General features: G+C 71.0%; 21 protein-coding genes and 1 tRNA gene. 12 read left to right on the forward strand and 10 right to left on the reverse strand.

Annotated features, from left to right (window positions below; translation table 11 throughout):
* Positions 1-69 precede the first annotated feature (69 nt).
* Positions 70-1,137: a peptidoglycan-binding protein gene (locus ACZ6B1_RS07325; protein WP_468775772.1), complete on the reverse strand. Its 1,068-nt coding sequence runs from the start codon at positions 1,135-1,137 to the stop codon at positions 70-72.
* Positions 1,138-1,320: 183 nt separating this feature from the next.
* Here ACZ6B1_RS07325 and ACZ6B1_RS07330 point away from each other — a divergent pair.
* The 4 genes from ACZ6B1_RS07330 (at position 1,321) to glxA (ending at position 6,525) form a co-directional block, all read left to right on the forward strand.
* Positions 1,321-1,394 (forward strand) — tRNA-Lys (locus tag ACZ6B1_RS07330).
* A gap of 175 nt (positions 1,395-1,569) precedes the next feature.
* The gene (locus ACZ6B1_RS07335) at positions 1,570-2,292 is read left to right on the forward strand and encodes a FadR/GntR family transcriptional regulator (protein ID WP_468775773.1); all 723 of its coding nucleotides are present in this window, start codon (positions 1,570-1,572) and stop codon (positions 2,290-2,292) included.
* Between the two features lie 313 nt (positions 2,293-2,605).
* A complete protein-coding gene (locus ACZ6B1_RS07340; protein WP_468775774.1) occupies positions 2,606-4,591 on the forward strand; it encodes a glycosyltransferase family 2 protein in 1,986 nt (661 codons plus the stop codon).
* The gene (glxA, locus tag ACZ6B1_RS07345) at positions 4,588-6,525 is read left to right on the forward strand and encodes a radical copper oxidase GlxA (protein WP_468775775.1); all 1,938 of its coding nucleotides are present in this window, start codon (positions 4,588-4,590) and stop codon (positions 6,523-6,525) included. The genes ACZ6B1_RS07340 and glxA overlap by 4 nt, the downstream gene beginning before the upstream one ends.
* 56 nt (positions 6,526-6,581) lie before the next feature.
* Here glxA and ACZ6B1_RS07350 read toward each other — a convergent pair whose 3' ends face one another.
* From ACZ6B1_RS07350 to ACZ6B1_RS07375, 6 genes are all read right to left on the reverse strand, one after another.
* A complete protein-coding gene (locus ACZ6B1_RS07350; protein WP_468775776.1) occupies positions 6,582-7,607 on the reverse strand; it encodes a glycoside hydrolase family 6 protein in 1,026 nt (341 codons plus the stop codon).
* 103 nt (positions 7,608-7,710) lie between these two features.
* Positions 7,711-8,379 carry a class F sortase gene (locus ACZ6B1_RS07355; RefSeq protein ID WP_468775777.1) on the reverse strand — a complete coding sequence of 223 codons (669 nt, stop codon included), beginning with the start codon at positions 8,377-8,379 and terminating at the stop codon, positions 7,711-7,713.
* Between the two features lie 15 nt (positions 8,380-8,394).
* Entirely contained in the window at positions 8,395-9,003 is a 609-nt protein-coding gene (locus ACZ6B1_RS07360) for a hypothetical protein (protein WP_468775778.1), read from the reverse strand.
* Between the two features lie 170 nt (positions 9,004-9,173).
* On the reverse strand, positions 9,174-9,953 hold the full coding sequence (locus tag ACZ6B1_RS07365; RefSeq protein ID WP_468775779.1) for an HAD-IIA family hydrolase: 780 nt from the start codon (positions 9,951-9,953) through the stop codon (positions 9,174-9,176).
* Between the two features lie 143 nt (positions 9,954-10,096).
* Positions 10,097-11,059 (reverse strand): hypothetical protein, encoded by a 963-nt coding sequence (locus tag ACZ6B1_RS07370; protein ID WP_468775780.1) that lies wholly within the window; start codon positions 11,057-11,059, stop codon positions 10,097-10,099.
* Positions 11,060-11,201: 142 nt separating this feature from the next.
* A complete protein-coding gene (locus ACZ6B1_RS07375) occupies positions 11,202-12,407 on the reverse strand; it encodes an ROK family transcriptional regulator (RefSeq protein WP_468775781.1) in 1,206 nt (401 codons plus the stop codon).
* A gap of 56 nt (positions 12,408-12,463) precedes the next feature.
* Between ACZ6B1_RS07375 and ACZ6B1_RS07380 the strand changes: the two genes are divergently transcribed.
* From ACZ6B1_RS07380 to ACZ6B1_RS07390, 3 genes are all read left to right on the forward strand, one after another.
* Positions 12,464-13,555 (forward strand): Gfo/Idh/MocA family protein, encoded by a 1,092-nt coding sequence (locus ACZ6B1_RS07380; RefSeq protein ID WP_468775782.1) that lies wholly within the window; start codon positions 12,464-12,466, stop codon positions 13,553-13,555.
* Entirely contained in the window at positions 13,555-14,055 is a 501-nt protein-coding gene (locus tag ACZ6B1_RS07385; RefSeq protein WP_468775783.1) for a heme-degrading domain-containing protein, read from the forward strand. Before ACZ6B1_RS07380 ends, ACZ6B1_RS07385 begins: the two co-directional genes overlap by 1 nt.
* A 92-nt stretch (positions 14,056-14,147) precedes the next feature.
* Positions 14,148-15,032, forward strand: a complete 885-nt coding sequence (locus tag ACZ6B1_RS07390; RefSeq protein ID WP_468775784.1) for an LLM class F420-dependent oxidoreductase — start codon at positions 14,148-14,150, stop codon at positions 15,030-15,032.
* Between the two features lie 97 nt (positions 15,033-15,129).
* On the opposite strand, the gene ACZ6B1_RS07395 is transcribed toward ACZ6B1_RS07390, so the two are convergent.
* The 3 genes from ACZ6B1_RS07395 to ACZ6B1_RS07405 form a co-directional block, all read right to left on the reverse strand.
* Positions 15,130-15,987: a fumarylacetoacetate hydrolase family protein gene (locus ACZ6B1_RS07395; RefSeq protein ID WP_468775785.1), complete on the reverse strand. Its 858-nt coding sequence runs from the start codon at positions 15,985-15,987 to the stop codon at positions 15,130-15,132.
* A 142-nt stretch (positions 15,988-16,129) separates the two neighbouring features.
* Entirely contained in the window at positions 16,130-16,846 is a 717-nt protein-coding gene (locus ACZ6B1_RS07400) for a YidC/Oxa1 family membrane protein insertase (RefSeq protein ID WP_468775786.1), read from the reverse strand.
* A gap of 125 nt (positions 16,847-16,971) precedes the next feature.
* Entirely contained in the window at positions 16,972-17,307 is a 336-nt protein-coding gene (locus tag ACZ6B1_RS07405; RefSeq protein ID WP_468775787.1) for a DUF6412 domain-containing protein, read from the reverse strand.
* A gap of 251 nt (positions 17,308-17,558) precedes the next feature.
* Here ACZ6B1_RS07405 and ACZ6B1_RS07410 point away from each other — a divergent pair, with 251 nt between their 5' ends.
* The 5 genes from ACZ6B1_RS07410 (at position 17,559) to ACZ6B1_RS07430 (ending at position 23,731) form a co-directional block, all read left to right on the forward strand.
* Positions 17,559-18,173, forward strand: a complete 615-nt coding sequence (locus ACZ6B1_RS07410; protein WP_468775788.1) for a DUF1326 domain-containing protein — start codon at positions 17,559-17,561, stop codon at positions 18,171-18,173.
* Positions 18,170-18,928 carry a DUF2182 domain-containing protein gene (locus tag ACZ6B1_RS07415; RefSeq protein ID WP_468775789.1) on the forward strand — a complete coding sequence of 253 codons (759 nt, stop codon included), beginning with the start codon at positions 18,170-18,172 and terminating at the stop codon, positions 18,926-18,928. Before ACZ6B1_RS07410 ends, ACZ6B1_RS07415 begins: the two co-directional genes overlap by 4 nt.
* A gap of 69 nt (positions 18,929-18,997) precedes the next feature.
* Positions 18,998-20,029 carry an SEC-C metal-binding domain-containing protein gene (locus tag ACZ6B1_RS07420; protein WP_468775790.1) on the forward strand — a complete coding sequence of 344 codons (1,032 nt, stop codon included), beginning with the start codon at positions 18,998-19,000 and terminating at the stop codon, positions 20,027-20,029.
* A 45-nt stretch (positions 20,030-20,074) separates the two neighbouring features.
* Positions 20,075-20,518 (forward strand): DUF3592 domain-containing protein, encoded by a 444-nt coding sequence (locus tag ACZ6B1_RS07425; protein WP_468775791.1) that lies wholly within the window; start codon positions 20,075-20,077, stop codon positions 20,516-20,518.
* 87 nt (positions 20,519-20,605) lie between these two features.
* Positions 20,606-23,731 carry a DEAD/DEAH box helicase gene (locus ACZ6B1_RS07430; RefSeq protein ID WP_468776058.1) on the forward strand — a complete coding sequence of 1,042 codons (3,126 nt, stop codon included), beginning with the start codon at positions 20,606-20,608 and terminating at the stop codon, positions 23,729-23,731.
* Positions 23,732-23,774: the final 43 nt, after the last annotated feature.

Below are 23,774 nucleotides of genomic sequence, written 5' to 3' on the forward strand. Positions count from 1 at the left end.
CGGTCGGGACGGAACGGGGGAAACGGCCGGCCGGGACGGACGGCGGCCAGGACGGTGGGAGAACGGCGCCTACGAGAACAGGCGGCGCCAGGTCTCCGGCCCCGGGTAGCCGTCCGCCGCTCCGCCGCGCCAGCCCTGGCCGCGCTGGAAGGCCTCCACGGCCCGCCGGTCCGCGTCGCCCCAGCGCGGTCCGGGCCCGGCGGGGTAGAAGCGGCCGAACCCCTTCTGCACCAGCCGCTCCCCCAGCTCGGTCACGTACTCGTTGGCCTCGCCCGGCCGGAACCGGGCCCGGCCGGGGTAGCCGGGCACCCCGTGCGAGGCGGGTCGGGTCGGGCCCGCCCGGCCGGTGACCGGCCGCGGCGCCTTGCCGTCGCTCGCCGCCTTCGAACCCGCGGTGTCCGCGACGACGCCCTTGTAGCGGTAGGGGACGTACTTGGAGGCGTTGCTCCAGTACGGGTACGGCGTGGCCTGGGTGCGGGCGTGCGGGGGCGTCTGCTCGTAGACCGTGTAGTAGGTGTGCGTGTAGTCCGTCCAGCCGCCGAAGAGCACGACGTGGGAGCCGCGCTCGGGGTCGTCCGGGTTGTGGAAGAGCAGCATGTCGCCGGGCAGCAGCTCGCCCTTGGTGATCTTCACGCCGTACTGGTCGAGGCTCCCGGTCCACTCGTTGGAGCCCAGGCCCCACGCCATGGACACATAGCCCGAGCAGTCCTGCCGGTAACCGTCGGTCCAGTAGTCCTCCATGCTGTACGGCACCTTCGCGGCCACCCAGACCTTGGCCCGGTTGATGATCTGGGTCCGGGTGGCGGGGGGCGGGGCTGCCGGAGGCGAGGTGGCCGGGTCGGGCAGGGGCCCGGCCGGGCCGTGCAGCGGCGACTTGGCGCCCTGCGGGGTGGCGGGCTCGCCGTCCCCGGGGTCACCGGGGCGGTGCGGGGACTGGGGCGCGGTGAGGGCGGCGGCCGGGGTGAGTGCGCCGAGGGCGGCGGACGCGGCGGCGGCCACGATCACCACCCCCCGGGCCGCCAGGTGGCCGCCGAAGCGCCCGGACAGCGGGCGGGCGCCGGCCCGGCGTACGTGGACGCAGGCCGGGCAGTCGCAGTCGCGCCCGGGGTCGACCTCTTCGAACGCCGGAGCCGTCATGCGATCTGCCTCACATTCGGGGGGAAATGTCCGCCACTGTGCACGTTGATCAGTTTCACAACTGTCGTCGCGGTGCGCATGTTGACGGTCCGAATGATGTACATCCCGTATGACCGGCTCCCCCGTGCGCAGCACATGGTCGGGACCACCGCCGAAGGTCGGGTAGAGTTCTCTCGTCAGCAGGCGCCGCTAGCTCAGTTGGTTAGAGCAGCTGACTCTTAATCAGCGGGTCCGGGGTTCGAGTCCCTGGCGGCGCACGATGACGATGGCGAGGCGTGTTCGCGTAAAGCGCGAACCACCTCGTCATCTCTGTTTTCGCACGGCTTCGCCGCGCGTCGCGGGGGCTCCGCCGCCCGCACCCCCGAGCTGCGATGACCGGCGTCCTGCGCCGGAACCCGGCCCTCCCCCCGTTTGGCCGGATACCCTCTCGCCATGGCGGCCCGGGACCTGCAGGAGCGGATCAAGAAGCTCATCGTCGACCGACGGCTGCCCTCGGGCGCCCCGCTGCCGACCGAGCCCGAGCTGATGGAGTTCCTCGGGGCGAGCCGGAACTCGGTGCGCGAGGCACTGAAGGCGCTGCAGGCGATGGGCATCGTGGAGATCAGGCACGGGTTCGGCACCTACGTGGGCCCGATGTCGCTCGCCCCGATGATCGAGGGGCTCGCCTTCCGCACGGTCGCCGGGCACTACCGGGGCGAGGACACCCTGCTGCAGCTTCTGGAGCTGCGCGAGGCCGTCGAGACCGGCCTGGTGTCCCGGCTGGCCGGGCGGCTGCCGGAGTCCGACCTCGTTGAACTGGACGCCCTCGTCACCCGTATGGAACAGGAGGCCGCCGAAGGGGCGGGCCTCGCCGAGACCGACCGCGCCTTTCACGCCACCCTCTACCGGGGGCTGGACAACGTACTGCTGAGCGAGGTGCTGGAGGCGTTCTGGGACGCCTTCCACCGCGTCCGGCGGGATCTGCTGGAGGTGCCGCAGGACCCGCGGGTCACCTGCCGGCAGCACCGGGAGATCCTGGACGCGGTCAGGTCCGGCGATTCCCTGCGGGCGGAGGAGGCCATAAGAGACCACTTCGGCAATATCCGCGCCCGGCTCACCCCCACCGGCGCACCCGAGCCACCCGAACACCACCCGCGCCACAATCAACGGGTTTGACCGGTAAACTCCACGTTTCCCGTCTTGCGATCACGCTGGACGCCGTAGAACCCTGGTTGCCACGAAGCTGCGTCTTCGCGGCAGTTGGGGGGAAGCAACCGGTTGCCGGCCGGCGGGGAGGGGGCCCCGCTCAGTGAGCGGATGCCGAGGGGGGCATCATGCAACCGGAAGGGCGCGATCCCGTGTCTATAAGGTGTGCAGGGCATGGTGACCGCGACCACCACCGTGTCCGCCTGTGACGGCCGAGGGGACCCCGACCGGGCGGTAGAAGACCGACGAAACACGCGGTGACTCGCGTGTGGGGGGATGACTCATGACGTCGACGCCGACGGGCGCCGGACAGAGCCACGAACAACACGACGACCCGTCACAGACCACACAGCTTCGTGCGGTGACGCATCGGACCGGCCAGTTCCGCCGAATAAAGAAGAGCCTGCCCAGATACGACTACGAGCACTACAGCCGCCTCTCGGGTCCCCTCACCCAGCCCGACCCGGCGAAGCCCTATCAGGTGCAGTACCGATCCCTCCTCTCGCAGGAACCGCATCGCATACGTGCCGCGCTCATGCTCGGCGCGGCGCCGGTGCTCTCGCTGGTCCTGCTGTTCTGGCTGCTCCAGCCGGAGCACTGGACCGAACGCGACTATCCGGCCTACGACTTCCTGCCCGCGCTGGACATCGTGATGCTGGTCGCGATCGGCCTCATCGAGTTCTTCCGCTGCATGAACGTGCTGTCCAACGCGCACGCCACCCTGGTCGCCCGCGACCCGGTCCCGGTGGTGCCGGAGACCGGCACGCGCGTCGCGTTCCTCACCTCCTTCGTGCCCGGCAAGGAGCCGCTGGAGATGGTGACCAAGACTCTGGAGGCGGCCGTGAAGCTCCGCCACCGGGGCCTGATGCACGTCTGGCTGCTGGACGAGGGCGACGACCCGGCCGTCAAGGAGGTCTGCGCCCGGCTCGGCGTCCACCACTTCTCCCGCAAGGGCGTCGCGCGGTGGAACCAGGCCAAGGGCCCGCACCGCGCCAAGACCAAGCACGGCAACTACAACGCCTGGCTGGAGGCGCACGGCGGCGAGTACGACTTCTTCGCGTCCGTCGACACCGACCACGTCCCGCTGCCCAACTACCTGGAGCGGATGCTCGGTTACTTCCGCGACCCGGACGTCGGCTTCGTCATCGGCCCGCAGGTCTACGGCAACTACGACACGTTCGTCACCAAGGCCGCCGAGTCGCAGCAGTTCCTCTTCCACGCGCTCATCCAGCGGGCCGGCAACCGGTACGGCGCCCCGATGTTCGTGGGCACCTCGAACGCCGTGCGCATCAAGGCGATCAAGCAGATCGGCGGCCTGTACGACTCGATCACCGAGGACATGGCCACCGGGTTCGAGATGCACCGCGCCAAGAACCCGGCCACGGGCCGCAAGTGGAAGTCCGTGTACACCCCGGACGTGCTCGCGGTCGGCGAGGGACCCAACGCCTGGACGGACTTCTTCACCCAGCAGATGCGCTGGTCGCGCGGTACGTACGAGACGATCCTCAAGCAGTACTGGAAGGGCTTCTTCACCCTGCCGCCCGGCAAGCTCTTCAACTACACGATGATGATCATCTTCTACCCGATGTCCGCTCTCAACTGGATCCTCGCGGCGCTGAGTTGCGCCCTGTTCCTGGGCCTGGGCGCCTCGGGCGTGAACATCGACCCGACCGTGTGGCTGATGCTCTACGGCAACGCCTCCGCGCTCCAGATCGGCCTGTACATCTGGAACCGGCGGCACAACGTCTCCCCGCACGAGCCGGAGGGCTCCGGCGGTGTGGCCGGCATGGTGATGTCGGCGCTGTCCGCGCCGCTGTACGCCAAGGCGCTGATCGACTCGGTGCTGCGCCGCAAGAGCAAGTTCGTGGTCACGCCCAAGGGCGACTCGGCGAGCCCGGACACCTGGTTCGGCACCTTCCGGTACCACTGGTACTTCATCGCGATCTTCGGCGCCTCGATCGTCGCCGGTCTCGTCCTCGGGCACTCCCACCCGGCGATGATCACCTGGGCCTCGTTCGCCCTGCTCATCACCGCCACACCGCTCTTCGTCTGGCGCCATGAGCTGCGGCAGCAGAAGAACAGGCCCCGGCACGCCGCCGGCGCGCCCGCGCCCGTCCCGGCGCCCGCGCCGCAGGACGCGGTGCCTCCGCGGTACGCGGCCCAGGCGCCGCAGGTCCCGCAGCAGCGGACCGGCCACGCCGGCCCGGCCGCGGGCAACGACCAGACCATGCAGATCGCCCTTGGTGGACTTGGGGGACGTAAGGAATGAAGGACCAGGCCGGCCGCCGCCGTGCTCGTCGACTCGCGATAGGCACGGCGGTGGTAGTCGCGCTGGCCGGGATGAACGGGCCGTGGCTCTACCGCTTCGGAACCGAGCAGTACCACCAGTACAAGATCAACAAGCCGGAGTACAAGGCCTCCAACGGCAAGTGGGACATCGTCGAGTTCCCACCGGAGTACCGGCAGGACACCATCCACGCGGCGCTGCTGCACACCGGCAAGGTGCTGCTGGTCGCGGGTTCGGGCAACAACCAGGACAACTTCGACAAGAAGCAGTTCGACACCCGGATCTGGGACCCGGTCAAGGGCACGATCAAGAAGATCCCCACGCCCACCGACCTGTTCTGCACCGGGCACACCCAGCTCGCCAACGGCAACCTGCTGATCGCGGGCGGCACCAAGCGGTACGAGAAGCTCAAGGGCGACGTCACCAAGGCCGGCGGCCTGATGATCGTCCACAACGAGAACCCGGACAAGCCGATCACGCTGCCCGCGGGCACCCGGTTCACCGGCAGGACCAACGGCAAGACGTTCGTCTCCAAGGACCCGGTGCTGGTACCCCGCGCGAAGAAGGTGTTCGACCCGCAGACCGGTGTCTTCCTGCGCAACGACCCGGGGCTGGGCCGCATCTACGTCGAGGCGCAGCGCAGTGGCACCAAGCACGAGACCGGCACCCAGGACAACTACCGGATCCAGGGCCTGAGCGGCGCCGACGCGCGCAACACGTACGGCATCGCGCAGAAGCTCGCCCTCGACAAGAAGGACTTCCAGGGCATCCGCGACGCCTACGAGTTCGACCCGGTCGCCGAGCGGTACATCAAGGTCGACCCGATGAACGAGGCCCGCTGGTACCCGACGCTCACCACCCTGTCGGACGGCAAGGTCCTCAGTGTCTCCGGGCTCGACGACATCGGCCAGCTCGTACCGGGCAAGAACGAGGTGTTCGACCCGAAGACCAGGAAGTGGACGTACACGAAGGAACTCCGGCAGTTCCCGACGTACCCGGCGCTGTTCCTGATGCAGAACGGGAAGGTCTTCTACTCGGGCTCCAACGCGGGCTACGGACCGGACAACGTGGGGCGCAAGCCCGGCATCTGGGACGTGGACACCAACAAGTTCACCAAGCTGCCGGGGCTCGGCGACGCCAACATGATGGAGACGTCCGGAACGGTGCTGCTGCCTCCGGCCCAGGACGAGAAGTTCATGGTGGTCGGCGGCGGCGGGGTCGGCGAGTCGAAGCTGTCCAGCAGGAAGACCCGGCTGATCGACCTCAAGGCGCGCAACCCGAAGTTCGTGGACGGACCGGAGCTGGCGAAGGGCACCCGGTATCCGCAGACCTCGATCCTGCCCGACGACACCGTGCTGGTGTCCGGCGGTTCGGAGGACTACCGGGGCCGCGGCGACTCCAACATCCTCCAGGCCCGGATGTACCACCCGGACAGCAACAGCTTCACCGAGGTCGCCGATCCGCTGGTGGGCCGCAACTACCACTCCGGGTCGATCCTGCTGCCGGACGGGCGGGTGATGTTCTTCGGATCCGACTCGCTGTACGCGGACGCGGCCAACACCAAGCCGGGCAAGTTCGAGCAGCGGATCGAGATCTACACCCCGCCGTATCTGTACCGGGGTTCGCGGCCGTCGCTCAGTGGGGGTCCGCAGACCATCGCGCGGGGGGCGTCGGGGACGTTCACCTCGGCACACGCCGCCAGCATCAAGAAGGTGCGGCTGATCCGGCCGAGCGCCTCGACCCATGTGACGGACGTGGACCAGCGGTCCGTCGCGCTGGACTTCACCACGTCCGGCGACAAGATCACCGTGACGGTGCCGAAGAGCCGGACCCTGGTGCAGTCCGGCTGGTACATGCTCTTCGTCGACGACGACCAGGGGACGCCCAGCAAGGCACAGTGGGTCAAGGTCCCCTGAGCCGGGTCCGCGGGCCCGAAGGGGCGTCCTCCGCACGGGAGGGCGCCCCTTCCGTGTTACCGCCGACCCGACTTGGCCAGCCCGAGGGCGTAACCGGCCCACCACTGGCCGGCCTTCGGGCCGCCCTTGCAGGTGCCGTCCGACTCCCCCGGGCGCTTGACCCACAGATAGGCGTCGACCATCGGGTCGTCCGTCCTGGTCGTCGGAGTCCGGCCCAGCGCCCGCCCGGGCGGGTTGCACCACCGCTGGGCCGGATCACCGCCCGTGTAGGGGCCGTTGCCGTTGCGGCTGGTGTCGACGACGAAGTGCTTGCCGCCCACCTTCGCCGAGAGCTGCTTGCCGTAGGCGATGGAGTCCTCGGTGGAGTAGAAGTTGGATACGTTGACGGCGAACCCGTCGGCCTGGTCGACGCCGGCCCGCCGCAGGGGCTCGAAGATCTGGTCGGGGTGGCCCCAGCCGGCGTTGCCCGCGTCCAGGTAGACCTTGGTGTTCTTCAGCGACTTCAGCTTGGCGACGGCGCCCTTGAGCAGGTCGTAGCGCTCCTCGTGGAACTCGTCCGGGGTACAGCCGTCGACGAGGTGCAGTACGGCGTCGGGTTCGAGGACGACGGTGGCGGCGCGGTCGCCGATGCCCCGGGCGACGCCGTCGATCCAGGCGCGGTAGCCGTCGCCGTCGGTGGCACCGCCCTGGGAGTACTGGCCGCAGTCGCGGTGCGGGATGTCGTAGAGGACGAGCAGTGCGGTGCGGTCGGCCTTCTCGGCGGCCTCGGTGAAGCCGCGGGCCTCCTGCTCGGGGTTCTCGGGGCCGATCCACTCCCCGGTCGGCTGCTCGGCGATCCGGCGGATCCGTTCGGCCTCGGTCCTCTTGCCGGCCTTCTCGTAGGCGGCGAGCTGGCGGGCCGCGTTGCCGTCCGGGTTCACCCAGAACGGGTCGGCGGACTTGGGCTGCTGGCCGATGTCCGCCTTCGCGTCGTCCGATCCGTCCCCGCCGGACGAACAGCCGGCGAGCAGCAGTGCCGCCCCCAGCACCGCGGCGGACGCCCGTACCCGTGCCGTGGTGCGGGCCCCCCTGCTGTCGTGCATGCGATTCCCCCCTGGGCGCATCGTTCCGAGTGCCAATCGTGGCACACCGCCGGGGCGGGTCACGAGGTCGCTCGGGTGCTCCGGGGCGGGGGCGCTCGGCCGGTCAGGGACCGGTGCCGGTGAGGTAGGCGGAGACGATCACGTTGGCCGTGTAGCTGCGGCTCGCCCGGTCGAAGGTGCCGCCGCAGGTGATCAGCCGGAGTTCGGCGCGGCCCGGTTTCCGGGGGCCGTAGGCCGCCTTGGCGTCGAAGTCGTCGCGGGGCAGGACGCGTACGTCGTCGATGGTGAAGCGGGCGACCCGGCCGTCCGCGCGGAGCACCCGGACCGTCTCGCCGGGCCTGAGCGTGCTGATCCTGTAGAAGACGGCGGGCCGGGTCTCCGTGTCGACGTGCCCGACCAGCAGCGCGGTCCCCACCGCGCCCGGCTTGGTCCCGGAGCCGTACCAGCCGACCACTCCCGGCTGGTCGAACGGGGGCGGCTCGATGGCGCCCCGCGCGTCCAGCCCCCGGGCCACGACCGGCGCGGTGACGGCCAGTTGGGGGATGTCGAGGCGCTGCGGCACCGCGGCCGCGAGCGGCTCGGCCGCGGGCGGCAACCGGACCGCCTCCGCGCGGCCGATCCCGGCCACGTCGCCCGTGGCGGGCCCCGCCGGGCTCTGCGGCACGCCGGTGACGCCACGCCCCCACAACCACAGCCCGAACAGCAGCAGCGTCCAGGCCAGGACGGTGACCATGCGTCCGGTGGCGGAGCTGTGCCCGTACTCGTCGGACATGGCCGCTGCCCGCGCTCAGTCCGTGCCCTGGCTCCGGCGGGCCCTGCGCAGCCCGACGGCGGCCGCGGCGATCCCGGCGAGGGCCAGGCCGGTCACCGTCTGCCCGGCGCCCGGGCCGGACCCGTCGGTGGCCACCGTGGCGAAGTGCGCGGTGCCTCCGCCACCCGCGGCGACCGGCGCGACGGGCGAGGCGGCCGTGGTGAGCGTGCCGGAGGGGTCACTGGGCTGCCCGGTGTCGCCGCTGCCGTCCCCCTGTTGCTGGAGCAGGGCCGCACCCTTGCGCCCGATGGTGATCCTGCTGTTGAGCGCGACGTCGGCGCAGGTGACCCGGACGTCGTACACACCCGGCGCGACCGAGGCGCGGACTCGGGTGTCGCCGCTCAGGATGCCCATGTCGGACGTCAGCCGGGCGTCGGCGACGAAGGCCTTCGAGGTGGCGACGGCCCGCGCCGCGCTGCAGCCACGCACGCGCAGGGACACATCGGTGCCGGGGGCCGGGGAGACCGGGGTCACGGAGACTCCGCGGTCGCCGTCGGTCGCGCAGGCGGCCGTGGTGAAGGCGGTGACGGCGAGCAGTCCGGCGCAGAGAGTCCCGGTACCGAGCGTGAGGCGTTGTGAGCCCATCGTGAACCTCCAGATACTGGGAGGCTCCCCCGTACCGCCCGCCTCCGCATCCTCGGGAGGCGCGCGATTACTCCGAACGGGTGGGGCTTGGTTTGAGAATCCCTGCTCAGGCCTGCCTCAAGGTCTGCTGGCACTGAGCAGGTCCACTCGGTCCCGGGCTCGGACCAGACTCAGACGAGGTCGACCACGTCCGCGATGGAGTCGACGACCTGGGAGGGGCGGAACGGATAGCGGTCGACGTCATCGGGCTGTGTGACACCGGTCAGCACCAGGAAGGTGCGCATCCCGGCCTCCAGGCCCGCCAGGACGTCGGTGTCCATGCGGTCACCGATCATCGCGGAGGTCTCCGAGTGCGCGCCGATCGCGTTCAGCCCGGCGCGCATCATCAGCGGGTTGGGCTTGCCGACGAAGTACGGCTTCTTGCCGGTCGCGGCGGTGATCAGGGCGGCGACCGAGCCGGTGGCGGGCAGGTCGCCCTCGGTGGAGGGGCCGACGTTGTCGGGGTTGGTGGCGATGAACCGCGCACCCTCGTTGATCAGCCGCACGGCCTTGGTCAGGGCCTCGAAGGAGTACGTGCGGGTCTCGCCGAGGATCACGAAGTCGGGCTCGTGGTCGGTGAGGATGTAGCCGATGTCGTGCAGCGCGGTGGTCAGACCGGCCTCACCGATGACGTAGGCGCTGCCGCCGGGCCGCTGGTCGTCCAGGAACTGGGCGGTGGCCAGGGCGGAGGTCCAGATGTTCTCCACCGGCACGTCCAGACCCATCCGCCGGAGCCGGGCGTGCAGGTCGCGCGCGGTGTAGATGGAGTTGTTGGTGAGCACCAGGAAGGGCCGCCCCGAGTCGCGCAGCTTCTTCAGGAAGGCATCGGCACCGGGGATCGGTACCCCCTCGTGGATCAGGACGCCGTCCATGTCGGTGAGCCACGACTCGATGGGCTTGCGGTCTGCCATGCGTTTGCGTCTCCTGACGTGCGTACGGTCAAGAACGGGGGCGCCGGAACCACGGCGTACCGACGCCACCAGCCTAATCAGGTGGCCGGGATCTTGACCCAGGCAGGTCGCAGGTCAGTGGAACGCAGGAGGCGGAAGCGCCCTCAGCGGCGCCGGCGGGCCACCAGGAAGGCCCCACCGCCGACGACGAGGAGCACGGTGACGGCGGCGAGCAGGCCGTGGGCGAGCCCGATCCCGGTCCGCGCGAGTTCCCGGGCCCGCTCGCCGGCCTGCTGCGCGGCGGCGGTGAAGGGCAGCGCGCTGGTACCCGGATCGGCACCGCTGACCGTCGGCCGCGGCTCGGTCCCGGTGTCCGTGGAGCCGACCGGGGTCGCCGCCGCCCCGGGACTGGCACTGCCGTCCGGACTCGCCGTGCCACCCGGACTGGCGCTGCTGTCCGGACCGGCGCTGCTGTCCGGGCCGGCGGTCCCGTCCCCCTCCCCGGGAGTCTGCGTCCCGCCCCCTTCCTGCTCTTGCTCCTGCTCCTCGCCCTGCTGCCGCCCGTTCACCCCGCCGTCGACGGCGAAGCGATAGTCGTTGGACTCGCCGACCCAGTCGCCGTCCTCGCCTCTACGCTGGACGACGGCGGCGTTCGCGGTGACCTGGTCGGAAACGGCGTCGGAGGTGAGGGAGAGCCTGAGCTTGACGGTGACGGTCTTGCCGGGCGGCACGGTGAACCCGTCGAACCCCTCCGCGTCCAGCACGCCGACCAGCTCCTTGGCTTCGGTGCTCTCGAAGCCGACGGGCACGGTGCGGGTGCCGTCGTAGAACTCCAGCTTGGGCTGGGACGGCTTCAGGGCGCGTTTGTCGTCGACGAGCACGACGACCGGGTGGAGGTCGGTACAGGTCCGGCTGGTGGAGTTGGTGAGGTCGAGGTACCAGGTGCCGAATCCACCGCCCGCCTCGTAGGTGCCGGGCCCGCCGTGGATGCGGGTGGCCAGCGGGAAGGCACGGTCGCCGGACGCCGCACACGTCGCGTCCGCCTGGGCAGCGGCCGACGGAACGGGCACGAACACGGCGCCTGCGGCAAGACCCAGGGACAGGGACACGCACGCAAACAGTCGCATAAACACATGACCATCCCGGAAGGTCCCTGCGAACCCGGCCCGCCACTCCGCGCCTACGCCCGAATCCCCTCGGCTTTCACCCATGTGCGGACACCGGACCTGCCCTGGCCGCGGGCACCGGACCTACCCGCAGCAGCACCCCCTACCCCACCCCCCGCCCGAACACCGGCGCCAACAACAACTGCGCGGCCCCCTCAGCGACGACCGCCTCCCCACCGACGACCCGCACGGGGACACACCCCCCAGCCGCCCTCTCCCGCCGGGCCCGAGCAGCCAGCACCTCCGCGACCCCCGCCACGAACACCTCCGGTGCCCCCGCCACAGTCCGCCCCCCGAGCAGCACCAGGTCGATGTCGAGCAGCCCGGCCAGATTCCCCGCCGCCACCCCCAGCACCCGCGCCGCCTCCCGCACCTCACCCCGGGCCACAGCCCCCAGGCACAGCACTTCCACGCACCCCCGGTTCCCGCACTCGCACGCGGGCCCGTCGAGCTGGACGACCTGGTGCCCGAACTCCCCCGCCCCGGTCCGCGCACCCCGGTGCACGTTCCCGCCGATCACCAGCCCGGCCCCCAGCCCCGTACCGAGATGCAGGTACGCGAACGACCCGCCCCCACCCCCCTCACGGCCGGCCCCCGCACCACCGCACACCCCCACCGACAACCCCAGAGCCGCCGCGTTCGTGTCCTTGTCCACCACCACCGGCACCCCCAACCGCTCCACCAGCGCGTCCCGCAGGGGAAACCCGTCCCACTCCGGAAACCCGGTGACCCGGTGCAACACCCCGCGCGCATGATCGAGCGGCCCGGGCAGAGCCACGCCGACACCGAGCAGCGAGCCGACGCCGGCGAGCCCCCCGGAAAGGCTCCCGGAAGCTCCGCGCCCTCCCAGCGCCTCCCCCACCAGCCCCGACACCTCTCCCGCGACCACCCCCAGCACAGCCCTCGCCCCGCCCCCGAGGTCCAGCTCGGCGCACCGCTCGCCCACCACGGCTCCGTCGAGATCCACCAGCACCGCCCGCAGCTCGTCCCGGTCCAGGTGCACGCCCACCGCGTGCCCCGCCTCCGGCACCAGCCGCAGCACGGTGCGCGGCTTGCCCCCGGTGGACGCCCGGCGCCCGGCCTCCGCCGCGAACCCCGCCTCCCGCAGCCGTGCGGTGATCTTGCTGACGGCCTGCGGGGTCAGCCCGGTCCGTTCGGCCAGCTCCAGTCTGCTGATCCCCGCCGTCCCGGCACCGCGTAGCAGATCCAGTACGAGCGCGGTGTTGTGGGACCGCACCGCGAACAGATTCGCTCCGATCGGCCCGCTCTTCGTCCTGCTCACGCTGTTCCCGCTGTTCACGCCGCCCATCCCCCCATTGTCCTCGCCGCTTGCACTTTGGCAACAGCGTTGCGAAAGTAGAGGGCATGACTGGTACCCCCCTCCGCGTCGGCCTGATCGGCTACGGCCTCGCAGGCTCCGTCTTCCACGCCCCGCTGATCGCGGCCACCGAGGGCCTCACCCTGGACACGGTGGTCACCTCGAACCCCGCGCGGCAGGAGCAGGCCCGCGCCGAGTTCCCGGACGTCCGTGTCGCCGGCACCCCCGAGGAACTGTTCGGCCGCGCCGGCGAGCTGGACCTGATCGTCATCGCCTCCCCGAACAAGACGCACGTCCCCCTCGCCACCGCCGCCCTGGAGGCGGGCCTGCCGGTGGTCGTGGACAAGCCGGTCGCGGGCACGGCGGCCGAGGCGCGGGAGCTGGCCGCCCTCGCCGAGGAGCGCGGCCTGCTGCTGTCGGTCTTCCAGAACCGCCGCTGGGACAACGACTTCCTGACCCTGCGCGCCCTGCTGGAGAAGGGCGAACTGGGCGACGTCTGGCGCTTCGAGTCCCGCTTCGAGCGCTGGCGCCCGCGTCCGAAGGGCGGCTGGCGCGAGTCCGGCGACCCGGCGGAGATCGGCGGTCTGCTCTACGACCTCGGCAGCCATGTCGTCGACCAGGCCCTGGTCCTGTTCGGCCCGGTGAGCGAGGTGTACGCCGAGACGGACATCCGCCGTCCGGGCGCGGAGACCGACGACGACACCTTCATCGCGCTCACCCACGCGAGCGGTGTCCGCTCCCACCTCCACGTCTCCGCGACCACGGCCCAACTCGGCCCGCGCTTCCGGGTCCTGGGATCGCAGGCAGGCTACGTCAAGTACGGCCTCGACCCGCAGGAGGCGGCCCTGCGCGCGAACGAGCGCCCCGGCACCAGCGCCGACTGGGGCACGGAGCCCGAGTCCCTTTGGGGCCGGCTCGGTGCTGGGGATTCCCCCTCCGCGGGAGAGTCCCCGGCGACCGGTGTCGGCCGTCCCGTACCCACCCTCCCCGGCGACTACCCCGCCTACTACGCGGCCGTGGCAGCGGCCCTGAACGGCGCGGGACCCAACCCGGTGCCCGCCCTCGAAGCGGCCGCCGCCCTCGACGTACTGGAGGCGGCCCGCCGGTCCGCCCGCGACAAGGTGACGGTGACCCTCTGATGCACCAACCCAAGATCACCCCGAAGTTCGCCCCGGAGGTCACCCCGAGCGTGGAGGAGCTGGAGGCGCAGGAACGCCGTCTGGTCTTCCAGCAGTTCACCCACGACGACGCGTGGGCGCTCGGCTCGCTCCTGGTCGAGCTGGCCCGGGAGCGCCAGGCCCCGGTCGCCATCGACATCCAACGCGCCGGCCAGCAGCTCTTCCACGCGGCCCTGCCCGGCTCCACGCCCGACAACGACGCCTGGATCCTCCGTAAGCGCCGGGTGGTGGAGCGATACGGCGCCTCGTCGTACCTGGTCAGCGCTCGCTTCCGGGCCAAGGGCACGACGTTCGAGGAGTCCTCCCGCCTGGACGCCGACACCTACGCGGCGCACGGCGGCGCCTTCCCGGTCAACGTCGAGAACGTGGGCGTGATCGGCACGGTGACGGTCTCCGGCCTGCCCCAGCTCCAGGACCACCGGTTCGTGGTGGAGGCGCTGGAGCAGTTCCTCGGCCGATAGCCCGCCGGCGGGATTACCGCGCGGCTCCCTCCGGTTGGGACCTACGTGCACGATGATCACGGCACGCCACCCATCCGGAGGGAAGTGACCCGATGAGCGAGTCGACGAACGACGCGAGCACCGCCAAGGAGACCGTCGGCCGGTACGGCGTCTGGAGCGTGGGCCTGCGCTCGGAGGACCCGGCCCTGCGCGGCGAGATCGCCGAGGCCGCCGCGGAACTGGAACAACTCGGGTACGGGGCGGCCTGGCTGGGCGGCAGCAGCGCGCCCCGGCACGCCCTCCCGCTCCTCGAGACGACGTCCCGGCTGGCCGTCGGCACGAGCATCCAGAGCATCTGGCAGTACGGGGCCGAGGAGAGCGCGGCCGCCTTCGCCGAGGTGGAGTCGGCCCACCCCGGCCGCTTCCTGCTCGGTCTCGGCGTGAGCCACGCCAAGCTCGCGGAGCAGTACCGGCGCCCGTACTCCGCCCTGGTCACCTACCTGGACGCGCTGGACAAGGCCGGTGTCCCGGCCGGGCGCCGGGTCCTCGCGGCCCTCGGCCCGAAGACCCTGGAGCTGTCCCGCGACCGGGCGGCGGGCTCGGTCCCCTACCTCGTCACCCCTGAGCACACCGCCCGGGCCCGCGAGATCCTGGGCGAAGAGCCGCTGCTGGCACCGGAGTTCAAGGTCGTCCTGGAGACGGACCCGGCCAGGGCCCGCACCCTGGCCCGCGAGAACCTCGCGATGTACCTGGCCCTGCCCAACTACACCAACAGCTTCCAGCGCCTGGGCTTCACCGAGGACGACCTGACCGGGGGCGGCAGCGACCGCCTGGTCGACGCCCTCTACGCCTGGGGCCCCGAGGACCGCGTCCGCGACCGGATCACCGCCTTCCACGAGGCAGGCGCCGACCACGTGGCCCTACAGATCATCGGCGGCGGCGACCGCGACACCCTCCCCCGAGAAGCCTGGCGCCGCCTCTCCGACCTCCTGCACTGACCCGGCGCCCCGCAAGGGGCGCGGGGAACTGCGCGACCAGCCACAACTCACCCGCACCCGAAACACACCCGCAGTCCCCCGCCCCCCAGCGGAGCGCCTACGCGTTCTTCAGTTCCTGCCGCTGCCGCCCCAACCCCTCGACCTCCAGCTCCACCACGTCCCCGGCCCGCAGGAACGGCTTCGGGTCGGGCTGCCCCAGAGCCACCCCCGCCGGGGTGCCGGTGTTGATGACGTCCCCGGGGTACAGCGTCATGAAGTGGCTGACGTAGCGCACCACTTCCCCCACCGGGAAGATCTGCTCGGCCGTGGTCCCGTCCTGCTTCAGCTCGCCGTTGACCCACAGCCTCAGCGGCAGCGCCTGCGGGTCGGGGACCTCGTCCGCCGTCACCAGCCAGGGGCCCAGCGGGTTGAACGTCTCGCAGTTCTTTCCCTTGTCCCAGGTGCCGCCCCGCTCGATCTGGAACTCCCGCTCGGACACGTCGTGCGCCACCGCGTACCCGGCGACATGCGCGAGCCCCTCATCGGCCGACTCCAGGTAGCGGGCCGTGCGTCCGACGACGACGGCCAGCTCCACCTCCCAGTCGGTCTTGCCGGACCCGCGCGGCACCAGCACGGTGTCGTTCGGCCCGACGACCGTGTCCGGGGCCTTGAAGAAGATCACGGGCTCGGTGGGCGGCTCCGCGCCGGTCTCCCGGGCGTGGTCGTGGTAGTTGAGCCCGATGCACACGATCTTGCCGATCCGGGCGAGGGGAGGCCCGATCCGCAGCCCCGCCGCGTCCAGCGCCGGCAGCTCACCGGCCTCGGCCGCCGCCCGGACACGGCCGAGCGCGCCGTCGTCGGCGAGCACCGCGCCGTCGATGTCGTCCACGATCCCCGACAGGTCGCGCAGGGTCCCCTGGGCGTCGAGCAGCGCCGGGCGCTCCGCTCCGGCAGTACCGACTCGCAGCAGCTTCATGGTCACCATCTCCCTCGATCGCGGGCGCCCGGCGGATGGGTGCAGCCATCGCAGGACTGGTCGATCCTCCAAGTCCCATGTCCAGTCCACAAGACCCTGTTCAGGTACTGGACCGTAACCCGCCCCTCCACCACGCCCCTGCTCACCGGTACAGCGCGGCCCTTTCCAGCGCGCTCCAGGCCGCGCTGGTGACGACGTACAGCGCGGCCGCGAGCGGTACGACCGCCACGGTGACGAGCGTGAAGAAGGACATGAACGGCATCACCCTGCCGACCGCGGCGAGCCCCGGCACCTGCTCCCCGTCCCCGGCGGCCACCGTGACCGGGTTCTTCGCCGCCATCAGCTTGGTGCGCCGGTAGTTGAAGGCGGCGACGGCCGCGACGAGGACGAAGAGAGCGAGGTATACGAGCCCGGCCGGCCCGAACACCCCGCCACCGGCGAGGGCGTCGGCCCAGCGGCCGCCGAGCGGCGCGGCGAGCAGCGAGTGCGTCAGCAGCTCGTTGTTCGCGCCGCCGATCGAGGTGTTGGAGAACAGGTGGTAGAGGAGGAAGAAGGCGGGCAGCTGGAGCAGGCTGGGCAGGCAGCCGGAGAGCGGCGAGACCTTTTCCTCCGCGTGCAGCTCCATCACCGCCTTCTGCAGCCGCTGCGGGTCCTTGGCGTGCTTCTCGCGCAGCTCGGCGATCCGCGGCTGGAGTTCGGCGCGGGCGCGCTGGCCACGGGCGCTGGCCCGGGACAAGGGGTGTACGAGAAGCCGTACCAGAGCGGTGAACAGGACGATCGCCGCGGCCGCGGCGGAGGCGTGGAAGAACGGCTGGAGCAGGTCGGCGAGCTGCTCGACGAGGCGTGCGAAGACGGACATGGGTGACCCTTCGGGACGGGGTGCGTCGGTGCCGGTGTGACCGGAGTGGGCAGGGCGGCATGACGACCCGCGCGAGGGCACCGGTGGGGACCGGCGGTCTCGTCGGTGAAGGGTGAAGGGGTGCCCTACGCGCGGATCGTCGCGAGGGCGGACCCGGGTGCCCGGGGCCGGCGGCGTCCCGGGGCGTCGGGGTCGCGCTGGGGCAGGAAGGCCGTACGGCGGGCCCGGTCGCGTATCGCTGTGCGGACCCGGTGGGGCGGGACGGCGGGCGCGCAGCGGCCGGCGAGCAGCGAGCAGGCGGCGAGCGCGGAACCGGCGGCGGCCGTCGCGGCGAGGGCGACGGCGGCGGACAGGCTGCCGGTGTCGAGGAGCGCGGCCTGGAGCAGGAACAGATGCACCAGGACCAGCAGGAGGGCGACGGGAGCGGGACGTGCGACGCGGCTGCGGCTGCGGCTGATCACGGCACCCCCTGTCTCCCCTGCCGGGACCGCTTCCCGGCCCCCTCATCGTCACAACGCCCGCACCGCCCACAATGGTTCCGCACTCGCGGAACGGAGCGGAACGGGCCTCCGGGGCGGCGGCGGACCTGCGGGGCGGGGGACGTCGGGAATAGCCTGGGAGGAGAGCGCCACGGAGACCGAACGGGCCCTCCCGACGAGTTCCACCCGGGGGACACAGAACCGAGGGGGACGTGACAAGGGAGGCGCGAGCCATGCCCTGGAATCTGAACGGCACGTATCTGGAGAGCTGCAACTGCGACGTGGTGTGCCCCTGCACCACCTCGGGCCTCACCGCACCGGCCGACCACGAGCGCTGCCAGGTGACCTTCGCGTTCCACGTGGACGGCGGGAACGTGGACGGCGTGGACGTCGCCGACCGCAACGTCGCCGTTTTCATCGACGCGCCCCGGGTCATGGCCGATGGCGGCTGGCAGGTGGCGCTGTATCTCGACGGCTCGGCCAGCGACGGCCAGGCGGAGGCGCTGGGCAAGGTCTTCTCGGGTCGGGCCGGCGGTCCGATGGCGGCGCTCACCCCGCTCATCGGCGAGGTCCTCGGAGTGGAGCGCGTCCCCATCGAGTACCGCGACGACGGCCGCCGCCACGCCGCGCGGGTGGGTGACGCCATCGACATCGAGATCGAGGACCAGGTCGCACCGCAGTACGGCGAGGACGGCCCGGTCATGGGCCTGACCGGCATGTTCCACCCGGTGAACAGCACGCTGACCATTGCCCGGTCCAGCCGCGCGACGGGCAACGGCGTCTACGGCCGGTCCTGGGACTTCTCCGGCGGCAACGGCCACTCGGCGCCCTTCACGTGGTCCGCGTGAGCGGTCGGCCGGTCACCGTCCACCGCGGCGCGGGGCCCGCGGGACTGCTGCTGGTCGCGGCGGCCGCCGCCTGGGTCTGGATGGTGACGCGCTGGGGCGGCACGCAGGCGATGCCCGGAACCATGGGTGTGGGCCTGCCCGGCTTTCTGGCCGTGTGGACGCTGATGATGGCGGCCATGATGCTGCCCGCCACGGCGCCCGTCGCCGGGCTGTACGCACGCACCATCACCGTTCACCGGGCGCCGCGCATGGTCGTCTTCACCGTCGCCTACCTGCTTGTCTGGGCCGCGGCCGGGCTGCCGGCCTACGGTCTGGCCGCCGTCCTGGGCCGGGTGACGAGCCTCCCCGCCGTGGCGGGGACCGCGGTGGCCGGGGCCGTCTTCGCGGTGAACGGCGTCTACCAGCTCACGCCTCTCAAGGACCGCTGCCTGGCGAGGTGCCGCTCGCCGATCGGGATGATGCTGCGCTACGCCTCGTACCCGGCACCCTCGCGCGATCTGCGTGCCGGAGTCCACCACGGGGCCTTCTGCCTGGGATGCTGCTGGTCGCTGATGGTGGTGCTGGCGGCCTTCGGTGTGATGAACCTGTGGGCCATGGTGGTCCTGGCCGCCGTGATCTCCATCGAGAAGCTGGCCCCGGCCGGCCACCTGGTGGCCCGCGCCGTGGGCGTCGCCTCGCTCGCGCTGGCCGTCGCCGTCTTCTGGGTTCCGGCGCTGGCCCCGGCCCTCACCGGTGGCGGCATGACCGGAATGTGAGGACGAGGGTCGCCCGCCGGGTAACCACGTACTCCACCTGTGTCACCGGTCGGCAGTACGGTGTCACCCATGCGCCCCGACACGCCTGCCGAGAACGTCGACCACACCGCCGAAGCGGCACGCCTGGAGCGGACCGCCGGCCTGTACCCCGAGGACGCCGAGGCCCTGCTCCTGCGCGCCGCGGCCCATCTGGAACTGTCCGGCGACCGCCCCGCCGCGACGACGCTCTACGACCGCCTGCTGTCCTCCGCCGACGGCCTGGAGGACCCCCACCTCGTCCGCGCCCTGAAAGCCTCGAACCTGTGGGAGTACGACCACGAGGCGGAGGCCAGGGCGATCATCGACGGCATCCGCGCGTCGGCGCCCCGCGACCCGGCCCCCTGGGTGATCGTCGCCGAGTCCCTGGAGTCGCACGACGAGCTGGAGGCGGCGGAACAGACCTTCACGCAGGCGACGGCCCTCCTCCTGCCGGACGGCACGGAGCCCCCGTACGGCACGCAGCCGCTCCTCTACGGCCGCCACCGCGTCCGCCGCATGCTTGGCCTGCCCCACGACGACTGGGACACCCTCGCGGACAGCCTCCACGCCTCCGCGGTCTCCCTGGACGAACTCCACGACCCGAAGCGGGTCTGGTCCCTGGGCTCGGACAACCCGGCGGAGCTGGCCGCGGAGATCTCCCGTCTCAACGCCGAACTGGGCGCCTACCGAGAGGCCCTCTCCCGCCCGTTCCCGGTGGCCGTCCTGCACTGGCCGGCAACCGAACTGACGGAACTGCTGGCCGCCTACGCCGGCCTGGCGGCGGAGTACCCCTCCCACGACGCCCACCTGGCGACCATAGAGGCCTCCCTCCGCGAACTGGCGTCCTCGGGCACCCCCAACCTGGGCATCGTGACCGGCACGGTCCCCTCCTACGAGGCCTTCGCGGCCTCGGAGGGCTCCAGCCCGTCCGACGCGACCCTCCTGCCCCAGTACGCGACGACCCTCGCGGCACGCGGCCGCGCCGTGGCCTGGCCCCCGCAGCGGACAGCACTCTGCTGGTGCGGGTCGGGCGACGCCTACGGCGACTGCCATGGAACGCCGGACCTGGCGACAGCCGTCTAAAGGGCCAAGCCCAGCGGAACGAGGCGGAGGGGGGCGGAGCCGGCCATGCCGCAACCCTGGCTGACCATCTCCCTCCTCTTCGCCGCCTTCTGGACGTTCATCGGCGCCCACGGCACCCACGCCGCCGTGCGCGCCCGCCGGTCCCTGGACCAGCTCGGCACGCGGGGCGTCCAGACGCGGGGCGAGGTGGCCAACTCGCCCCGCCGCGTCGGCACGTCCTACCACCCACCCCAGATCCGCTACCAGGCCCCACCCCCGGGCCACCCCACAGCCCCCGCCACCCAGACCTACCGCCAGGTCCCCCTGAACTGCGCCTCCCCCAACGCCCTGTACCGCGGAACGCCGGTGATCCTGCGCTACGCCCCGGACGACCCGCGACGCGTGGTGGTGGTCCGCACGGCGAAGTCGTACTCGCCTACCGCGAACTTGGTGTGGTGCGTGTTTTCCATGGCGTTCGGCGTGGGGTTGGGGGTTTTCTCCCTGATGTAGCCGAGGACGTGTGTCAGTGCCCCCTGTTAAAACAGATGCACATGGAAAGTGGTCGAGGGGGTCAAGGTGGCACAGCCAGGGGGACGGATGCAGCCGGTCGCCGGCGTGTACGAGCAGCTGATCACCGACGACGTGAGCGAGGCGCTGGGGCAGCTCGAGGCCATGGGCTGGAAGGCCGTCGACGCGGAAGTCAGCGCGGAGTCGGCACCCCATGTGCTTGCCCGTCACATCGGTGAGGTAGTCGCTCGCAAGCTCGATCGGCTCCCACCCTCCCAGCAGGTTCGGTTCGCCAACCAGATCCTGACGTCCCTGAGTACCGCTGCTCCTGAGCACGGCGAACCCGAGCCGGTCAGCACGGTCGCAGAAGGTCCGCGGCAGTTGCTCGCACTGGCGAAGCAGGAGGCACCAGGGGCGTACGCGATCCGGCCGCTCACCCCGCTCTCCGAGACATCGCTGCTCACGAACTCTCCGGAAGACCTCAGTCTGGGCTCGGAGTTGCGGGCCGAGCTCGCCACGGCAGACCGCATCGATCTGATCTGCGCCTTCGTGAAGTGGTACGGCATCCGGGTTCTCGAGGACGCCCTGCGCGCCGCCAAGGAGCGAGGCGTACCGATTCGGGTCATCACGACCACGTACATGGGCGCCACCGACCGCCACGCGCTCGACCGCCTGGTCCGCGACTTCGGTGCCACCGTCAAGGTGAACTACGAAATCCGCTCCACCCGCCTGCACGCCAAGGCGTGGCTGTTCCGGCGCAGGACGGGCTTCGACACGGCGTACGTCGGCAGCTCGAACCTCTCCAGAGCCGCGCTACTCGATGGCGTGGAGTGGAACGTCCGCCTGTCCTCGATCGCGACACCCGCGGTGCTCGACAAGTTCGAGGCGACCTTCGACGCGTACTGGAACGACACGGCGTTCGAGACGTACGACCCCGATCTGCACGGTGAACGCCTCGACGGAGCATTGGCCCAGGCCGGGGGCGGCACGTCCGCCGCCGACCTGAAGATCAACCTTTCCGGCCTTCAGGTACGGCCCTTCCCGCATCAGCGGGACATGCTGGAGCGGCTCACCGTCGAACGGGAGATCCGAGGGCGGCACCGGAACCTGCTGGTCGCGGCGACCGGTACCGGCAAGACCGTGATGGCGGCCCTGGACTACCGGAGCCTGTGCGGACCGTCGAAGAGCGATCGGCCGAGGCTGCTGTTCGTGGCCCACCGTAAGGAGATCCTCAGGCAGTCGCTGCGCACCTATCAGGAGGTCCTGGACGACGCCTCATTCGGCGAGCTGCTGCACGCCGGCACGGAACCCCGCGCCTGGGAGCACGTGTTCGCGAGCGTCCAGTCACTCAACGTCTCAAGGCTTGAGCAACTGGCACCCGAGCACTTCGACGTCATCGTCATCGACGAGTTCCACCACGCCACCGCCGCCACGTACCGGCGGGTCATCGACCACTTCACTCCGCGGGAGCTGCTGGGCCTCACCGCAACGCCCGAGCGGATGGACGGGCGAAACGTGCAGGACGAGTTCTTCGACGGCCGTATCGCCGCCGAAATGCGGCTGTGGGAGGCTCTGGAGAACGACCTGCTCTGCCCCTTCCACTACTTCGGTACTCCGGACGGTACCGATCTGACGAACCTTGGCTGGCAGAAGGGCACGTACGCCGACCAGGAACTAGGCAACCTCTACACGGGCAACCACGCCCGTGCCCGGATCGTGGTGAGGCAGATCCGGGACAAGGTCTCCAACCCCGGCGCCATGAGGGCACTGGGTTTCTGCGTCACCAAGGCGCACGCCCACTTCATGGCGGACTTCTTCACCCAGGCCGGTTTCCAGGCCATAGCACTCGACAGCGACTCCCCGGCCGAAGTGCGCGCCCGAGCGCTCTCCGATCTGCGCGGAGGGAAGCTTCAGGTGATCTTCTCGGTCGACCTGTTCAACGAGGGGCTGGACATCCCCGACGTGGACACTCTGCTCCTCCTCCGCCCCACCAGCAGTGCCACCGTCTTCCTCCAGCAGTTGGGGCGAGGGCTGAGGCGCACCGAGACGAAGCCCGTACTGACCGTGCTCGACTTCATCGGGCAGCATCGAGCTGAGTTCCGTTTCGAGGAGCAGTTCCGGGCTCTGACCAACCTCTCGCGGAACCGGCTCGTCGATCACATCGAACGCGACTTCCCGCAACTGCCGTCCGGCTGCCAGATCATCCTGGAGGGCAAGTCCAAAGACCTCGTCCTGGACAACATCCGTACGCAACTGGGCGCCACCGTGAAGACGCTGGTGAACGAGGTCAAGGCGTACAGCACCCCCCGTCTCGCCGACTACCTTCGCGAGAGCCGCCGGGAGATCAAGGAGCTCTACAAGAGTGAGAACTCCTGGACTACCGTCCTTCGGCGAGCCGGCCTGATCGAAGAGGCCCCGGCACCACGAGAGGCGGCGCTGCTCAAGCGGGTGCACGCGTTCCTCCACGTGGACGACCCGGAGCGCGCCGCGGCCTATCTCCGGCTCCTCGAGGACGGCGCCCCGTCGTACGAGGAACTGTCTCCGACCGATCAGTCGTACGCCCGCATGCTGTTCTTCAACCTGTGGGACAACGCGGGTGGGTTCACCAGCTTTCAGGAAGGCCTTGATTCGCTGCGCGCTCAGCGGGCGTTCCGCGATGAGCTGCGGCAGGTGCTGTCGCACGTCATGGAGCAGGCAGACCACTTCCCGATCCCGCTGTCCGGCCGTCTCAGCCATGTTCCGCTGAGGGTCCACAGCGCGTACAACCGTTCCGAGATCCTTGCTGCTCTCGGGGTAGCCCGCTTCGGCGGGCAGATGCCGCGCTCCTTTGCCCAAGGCGTCCAGTGGGTCGAGGAACTGGAGACGGACGCCCTGCTCATCACGCTGGAGAAGAACGAGAAGGACGTCTCCCCCACAGTCCGCTACAAGGACTACGCGCTGAGCCCGACGCTGTTCCATTGGGAGTCACAGAACGCGACGGCGGAGGACTCCCGTACCGGCCTGCGGTACCGGAAGCACAAGCACAGGGGAAGCCACGTCCTGCTGTTCGTGCGCCGCTACAAGAACACCGACATAGGCAAGTCCCAGCCGTGGATACTCCTCGGCCCGGCCGCCTACGAGAGCCACACCGGCAGCAAGCCGATGGCGATCACCTGGCGCCTGGAACACCAGCTTCCGGCGGACGTGTGGACCTACTCAGCAATCACCGCAAGCTGAACGCGCAAGCCGGGGCCGGCGGCAAACCGCCGCCCCCGGCCCC

The sequence above is a fragment of the Streptomyces sp. NPDC041129 genome, assembly GCF_055592265.1.

Bases quoted from the DNA above. Each gene is read 5' to 3' on its own strand.
- ACZ6B1_RS07325 (WP_468775772.1), bottom strand. From the start codon at position 1,137: ATGACGGCTCCGGCGTTCGAAGAGGTCGACCCCGGGCGCGACTGCGAC.
- ACZ6B1_RS07335 (WP_468775773.1), top strand. From the start codon at position 1,570: ATGGCGGCCCGGGACCTGCAGGAGCGGATCAAGAAGCTCATCGTCGAC.
- ACZ6B1_RS07340 (WP_468775774.1), top strand. From the start codon at position 2,606: ATGACGTCGACGCCGACGGGCGCCGGACAGAGCCACGAACAACACGAC.
- glxA (WP_468775775.1), top strand. From the start codon at position 4,588: ATGAAGGACCAGGCCGGCCGCCGCCGTGCTCGTCGACTCGCGATAGGC.
- ACZ6B1_RS07350 (WP_468775776.1), bottom strand. From the start codon at position 7,607: ATGCACGACAGCAGGGGGGCCCGCACCACGGCACGGGTACGGGCGTCC.
- ACZ6B1_RS07355 (WP_468775777.1), bottom strand. From the start codon at position 8,379: ATGTCCGACGAGTACGGGCACAGCTCCGCCACCGGACGCATGGTCACC.
- ACZ6B1_RS07360 (WP_468775778.1), bottom strand. From the start codon at position 9,003: ATGGGCTCACAACGCCTCACGCTCGGTACCGGGACTCTCTGCGCCGGA.
- ACZ6B1_RS07365 (WP_468775779.1), bottom strand. From the start codon at position 9,953: ATGGCAGACCGCAAGCCCATCGAGTCGTGGCTCACCGACATGGACGGC.
- ACZ6B1_RS07370 (WP_468775780.1), bottom strand. From the start codon at position 11,059: ATGCGACTGTTTGCGTGCGTGTCCCTGTCCCTGGGTCTTGCCGCAGGC.
- ACZ6B1_RS07375 (WP_468775781.1), bottom strand. From the start codon at position 12,407: ATGGGCGGCGTGAACAGCGGGAACAGCGTGAGCAGGACGAAGAGCGGG.
- ACZ6B1_RS07380 (WP_468775782.1), top strand. From the start codon at position 12,464: ATGACTGGTACCCCCCTCCGCGTCGGCCTGATCGGCTACGGCCTCGCA.
- ACZ6B1_RS07385 (WP_468775783.1), top strand. From the start codon at position 13,555: ATGCACCAACCCAAGATCACCCCGAAGTTCGCCCCGGAGGTCACCCCG.
- ACZ6B1_RS07390 (WP_468775784.1), top strand. From the start codon at position 14,148: ATGAGCGAGTCGACGAACGACGCGAGCACCGCCAAGGAGACCGTCGGC.
- ACZ6B1_RS07395 (WP_468775785.1), bottom strand. From the start codon at position 15,987: ATGAAGCTGCTGCGAGTCGGTACTGCCGGAGCGGAGCGCCCGGCGCTG.
- ACZ6B1_RS07400 (WP_468775786.1), bottom strand. From the start codon at position 16,846: ATGTCCGTCTTCGCACGCCTCGTCGAGCAGCTCGCCGACCTGCTCCAG.
- ACZ6B1_RS07410 (WP_468775788.1), top strand. From the start codon at position 17,559: ATGCCCTGGAATCTGAACGGCACGTATCTGGAGAGCTGCAACTGCGAC.
- ACZ6B1_RS07420 (WP_468775790.1), top strand. From the start codon at position 18,998: ATGCGCCCCGACACGCCTGCCGAGAACGTCGACCACACCGCCGAAGCG.
- ACZ6B1_RS07425 (WP_468775791.1), top strand. From the start codon at position 20,075: ATGCCGCAACCCTGGCTGACCATCTCCCTCCTCTTCGCCGCCTTCTGG.
- ACZ6B1_RS07430 (WP_468776058.1), top strand. From the start codon at position 20,606: ATGCAGCCGGTCGCCGGCGTGTACGAGCAGCTGATCACCGACGACGTG.